The 5,000-nt window shown below is 34.6% G+C and carries 3 protein-coding genes, 1 tRNA gene and 2 pseudogenes; 2 read left to right on the top strand and 4 right to left on the bottom strand.

Annotated features, from left to right (window positions below; genetic code table 11):
• Positions 1-96: 96 nt before the first annotated feature.
• The 3 genes and pseudogenes from OZD63_RS06225 to rsmA form a co-directional block, all read right to left on the bottom strand.
• A pseudogene (locus OZD63_RS06225) lies at positions 97-1,077 on the bottom strand (IS3 family transposase).
• A 63-nt stretch (positions 1,078-1,140) separates the two neighbouring features.
• A complete protein-coding gene (gene guaB, locus OZD63_RS01255; protein ID WP_006279746.1) occupies positions 1,141-2,634 on the bottom strand; it encodes an IMP dehydrogenase in 1,494 nt (497 codons plus the stop codon).
• Positions 2,635-2,750: 116 nt separating this feature from the next.
• Entirely contained in the window at positions 2,751-3,563 is an 813-nt protein-coding gene (gene rsmA / locus OZD63_RS01250; RefSeq protein ID WP_275007902.1) for a 16S rRNA (adenine(1518)-N(6)/adenine(1519)-N(6))-dimethyltransferase RsmA, read from the bottom strand.
• 78 nt (positions 3,564-3,641) lie between these two features.
• On the opposite strand from rsmA, the gene OZD63_RS01245 reads away from it, so the two are divergent.
• A tRNA-Thr gene (locus OZD63_RS01245) sits at positions 3,642-3,714 on the top strand.
• Positions 3,715-3,738: 24 nt separating this feature from the next.
• Positions 3,739-4,467, top strand: a complete 729-nt coding sequence (locus tag OZD63_RS01240) for a triosephosphate isomerase (RefSeq protein WP_274979949.1) — start codon at positions 3,739-3,741, stop codon at positions 4,465-4,467.
• 32 nt (positions 4,468-4,499) lie between these two features.
• Here the strand turns inward: OZD63_RS01240 and OZD63_RS01235 are convergent.
• A pseudogene (locus OZD63_RS01235) lies at positions 4,500-5,000 on the bottom strand (IS3 family transposase); the annotation flags it as partial.

The raw sequence follows: 5,000 nt of genomic DNA, 5'->3' as shown, positions 1-5,000 counted from the left end.
TGACCTTACCCAGAAAAAGTAGAGAGAAAGTTAAGACGTTTTTATCATGAGAATAAATTGTGCAGGAATGCAATAGTTAATAGTAGAATGTCTACGTTATTTGTTATAAAAGATTTCTATGTATTCAAATATGGCAGTTCTGGTTTGTTGAGCGAGAAGTATCAATAAGCAGCTCCCTTTTAAGTGAACTTTTCTGCAACAGAGTTATCGTAACAACAGCCCTTATGGCTCATGCTGGAAATGATGTTTTTTGTATTCAATAGAAATTGGTAATTTTGAGAGGTATACTGTGACCCTTGATCGCTATGTAACAGCAGATTTTTATCGGGTTTGCGTTTATCAACGGCCATCAATAAAGAATCTATAACTAATTATCATGTTACTCATTAACCACCATGCGTGAATATAGGTCAATTATTGCCGCCAACAACCTTCTTTAGTTTTTATGTAGGTAATCCCAAACTTTATTTGGCTGATCAGTAGTAAAATTTTGATCCAATGTGTTCGGAGCCACAACTCGGTTGCTTATTTGCTGTTTTTTATTTTTGAACCTTCGTCTAAGCTTGGTTTTAATGCCATTTTCTTGCATAACACTTTGTACTGTTTTAATTTTTGCCTAAAGCTTTTAATTCAGCGTGAATTTTAGGAGCTCCATATCTGCATTTAGAAGCTTGATGTATTTTTTGAATATCTGCTAGAAGCCCTTCTTTTGCTAATTCTTTACTGCTTTTTTCCTTAGCAACCAATACCACCAGTACAAAACCCTACATAGTTCCTGTGTTTTATAGCAATTTCTATATAAAAGAATACTTTACTCTTTTTCTTTGCCCAGGGCTTTTTTTAAAATGTCTCTTTCTCTTGTTAGTTCTTTTTTTAGATCAAATCTTTCTTTGTCATAAGGAGCCTTTGCCTGGAAATGCGTATGCTCCAGACATTTTTCCATCATATTTTCTTACTTAACATACTACCATCTATACCTAGATCTTTTGCTATTTTTGTACTTGCTTGACCTGTTTCTTTAACCAGCTTAACAGCTTCTAATTTGAATTCTGCCGTATATTCTCTTCTATTTGTCATATTTTGAAAAAACGTTTTATTTTACTCCAAAAACGTCTTAACTTTCTCTCTACTTTTTCTGGACTACTCCGAATCGGTTGACAAATTGGACGCTTGATAAGCATAATTTGGAGCTTCTTGTGTAATGACTATATCATGAGCGTGACTCTCTCTTAATCCTGATGCAGTAATAGTAACAAATTTACAATTTTTTTTCATCTCTTCTATATTCCTATTACCAGTATACCCCATTGCAGCTTGCAATCCGCCAATCAATTGATGGATTACTCCTGAAGCTGGACCTTTGAATGGAACTCTTCCTTCCACTCCTTGTGGAACTAATTTTAGTTTTGAATCTTTATCTTGAAAATAACGGCTAGCTGAACCTCGTTTCATTGCACTAATAGATCCCATTCCTCGATAGCCTTTATATGCTCTGCCCTTATACATAATAATCTCACCTGGGCTTTCGTCAGTGCCAGCAAAAATCGAACCAATCATCACAGAGTCAGCACCAGCTGCAATAGCTTTTGCAACATCTCCTGAGTATTTTACCCCACCATCAGCAATTAGTCTGACGTTTCTTGCTCTACACGCCTCTGCAACATTCTTGATTGCAGAGAATTGTGGCACACCAACACCTGTAACTATTCTGGTTGTACAGATTGATCCTGGTCCTATTCCAACCTTCACTGCATCAACACCTGCATCAATCAACGCTTCAGCAGCCTCCTTTGTTGCAATGTTTCCGCCAATTAATTGCGTATTAGGATACATCTTTTTTATTTCCCTAATGGTATTGATAACGTTTTCGGAATGACCGTGAGCAGTATCCACAACAACTACATCAACTTCTTCTCCGATCAAAGCTTCACATCTGTCTATACCATCTTTTTTACCAGTGCCAATTGCAGCGGCAACTCTGAGACGCCCTTTACTGTCTTTACATGAATTTGGGTATCTATTGTATTTTTCAATGTCTTTAACCGTAATTAAACCTATACAACAAGAATTTTCATCTACGACCAAAAGCTTTTCTATTCTATTTTCATGCAACAATTTCATTGCTGAGGCACTATTCACTCCCTGCTCCCGCACTGTCACTAACTTATCTTTTGTCATCACTTCGGAAACTTTTACATTCATGTTCTGGTCTTCAATAAATCTCACATCTCGGTTAGTTAAAATTCCAACTAACTTGCGTTGATCGACTACAGGAATGCCAGAATAATTGTGCTCTCTCATTAATGAAATTGCTTCCGCAACTGTTTTATCCGGTGAAATCGTAATTGGGTTATACACAATCCAACTTTCATATTTTTTCACCCTTCTTACTTCTAAAACTTGTTCATCTATTGATAAATTCTTATGTATGCAACCTATCCCTCCATGTTGGGCAATAGCTATTGCAAAGCCCGATTCAGTAACAGTATCCATTGCAGAGGATATGAGAGGGATATTTAGTTCTATACTATTTGTCAAATAAGTTTTTGTATCTGCATCGCAAGGCAATATATTAGAATAGGCCGGCAAAAGAAGTATATCGTCAAACGAATAACAAGCTTCCATTTTCTTCATAGGCTTTATTTAAAGCTTATACGCCAATTAATTAAATTGCAATAGGCAAAATTAGCTAGGAGCCTTTAATTGTATAGCTCTAACTGTTTTTAGGAGATAGAAAAGCTATATAGTTGCTAATACATTTTATTGCACAATAAGCATTCTACATTATTTGCCAGCAAACAGAACTGCTCAATAGTTAAGTTTTCTGGACGTTCATTTCCACTCAATTTAGCGTTTTCAAGGACAGTTTCAGCGTGGTTCGTTATATTTTGCAAGCTATTTCTCAGCATCTTTCTTCTTTGAGAAAAAACAGCACGTGTTAATCTTGTTAAGGTTTCCAAATTTACTGCAAATTTTGGGATAGGCAAAGGATTTACTGTAATTACTGAAGAATGTACTTTTGGTCTTGGAAAAAACTCTTTAGGTTCAATATCAAATTCCTTTTTTATATCACATAGTAACTGGCTTAGCACTGATAAGGAACCATAATCTTTAGAATTGGGTCTTGCTGTAATGCGATCTGCTACCTCTTTTTGAAACATTAATGTCAAACTCGTAAAAAATTTTATACTATTTAACCACTTTAAAAATAACGCTACCGAGATATTGTAAGGCAAGTTAGCAATAACTTTAACTGGGCGCTCTATCAGCCCTTCTTCTGTAACATGCAGTGCATCCGCTTCTATAATTCTATACTTTCCTTGATGCTCATTTAGCAGTTGGTCATGGTGTTTTACTAAATCTCTATCTTTTTCTATAGAAAGTAGAGACTTTGGATTATGCACCAATATTTCTCTTGTTAATGCACCATATCCAGGACCAATTTCAATGACATTAAAATTCTCCAGACTACCAGCTAAAGCGACTATTTTTTTTGTTATCTCACTCGATAAAATAAAATTTTGCCCTAGACTCTTTTTTGGTTTCAGTAAAAATTTTTTCATATTATTTTCATTATACAGTATTTTAAAAATTAGTTGACTAAAATTCATTGATAATTGTATATTATTAATGTGTTTAACGCCGGCTTAGCTCAATTGGTAGAGCAACTGACTTGTAATCAGTAGGTTGTCAGTTCAAGTCCGACAGCCGGCACTCTCACTCATATAAGTAAAGTTGATGTCCTTTTTAATAGTAGCAAATTGGAAAATGAATGGAGTGCGTTCTTCATTTGTTGACTTTATAGGCAAACTTAACGACAAGAGCAACGAAATTACCTCTAAATTAGTAATTTGCCCTCCTTTTACATCATTTCCAAGCAGTATAGAGTTGAACAATAATATTAATATAGGAGCACAGAATTGCCATTATAAAAAGTTCGGTTCTTACACAGGTGAAATTAGTGCAGAAATGTTAAAAGAACTAGGGTGTACTTACGTAATACTTGGGCACTCTGAAAGGGCCAATGAAGAAGATAGTGAAATAAAACTTAAGTCGGAAATAGCAATAGAATCAGGCTTACACCCAATTATCTGTGTAGGTGAAAATTCAGAAGATTATAAGAATGAAAAAACAAAAGAAGTAATAGAATATCAATGTAAAAACCGCTTGCCAACGCACGGTGAATATACCGTAGCATATGAGCCAATATGGGCAATAGGCACAGGTCATGCGCCAAATAATGATGCAATTACTGAGGTGATAGAGGTAATAAAATTGTGTACTGGTAAAAAACACATTATATATGGTGGTTCAGTCAGTTCAGAAAATATAGAAAATTTGCTCAGTATCTCAAATTTATCAGGAGTTTTAATTGGCAGTGCAAGCTTAGATTTCGATCACTTTTATAAAATTATACAACAAGTTGAAAAAAAGTTTTCTCTTATCAATTCTAAAATCAGCAACTAAGAATCCTATAACAAGTGACATCATTTCAGTGTCAAGCATATATAGCTAACCCAAGAAAGGGTTCCCTCCTTGGTTTTGATGTAAGTAATCCCATACTTTATTTGGTTGATCAACAATAAAGTTCTGATCTAGTATATTGGGAGCTACAGCTCTATTATCTGTTTGTTGTTTTTTAATTTTAAACTTTCTTTTCAGTATAGCCCTGATGTCATTTTTCTGCATAATACTTTGCACCGTTTTCAAATTGCAACTTTTACCCAAAGCCTTCAATTCAGCATGAATTTTAGGAGCTCCATATCTACATTTAGAAACTTGATATATTTTTTGAATAGCTTCGAGTAGCTCTTTATTTGCTGATTCTCTACTGCTTATTTTTCTTGTGGTCCACTTATAGTAGCCACTAGCAGAAAATCCTACATAATTCCTGTACTTTATAGCAGTTACTATATAAAAAAATATTTTACTCTTTTTGACTGGCCAGGGCTTTTTTTTAAATGTCTCTTTCCCTTGTTACTCTTGCTTTGTAAATCAAA

The organism is Wolbachia endosymbiont of Drosophila leontia, assembly GCF_028981785.1.
Classification (GTDB): Bacteria; Pseudomonadota; Alphaproteobacteria; order Rickettsiales; family Anaplasmataceae; genus Wolbachia; species Wolbachia pipientis.
This window is presented reverse-complemented; position numbering and strand designations above follow the sequence as displayed.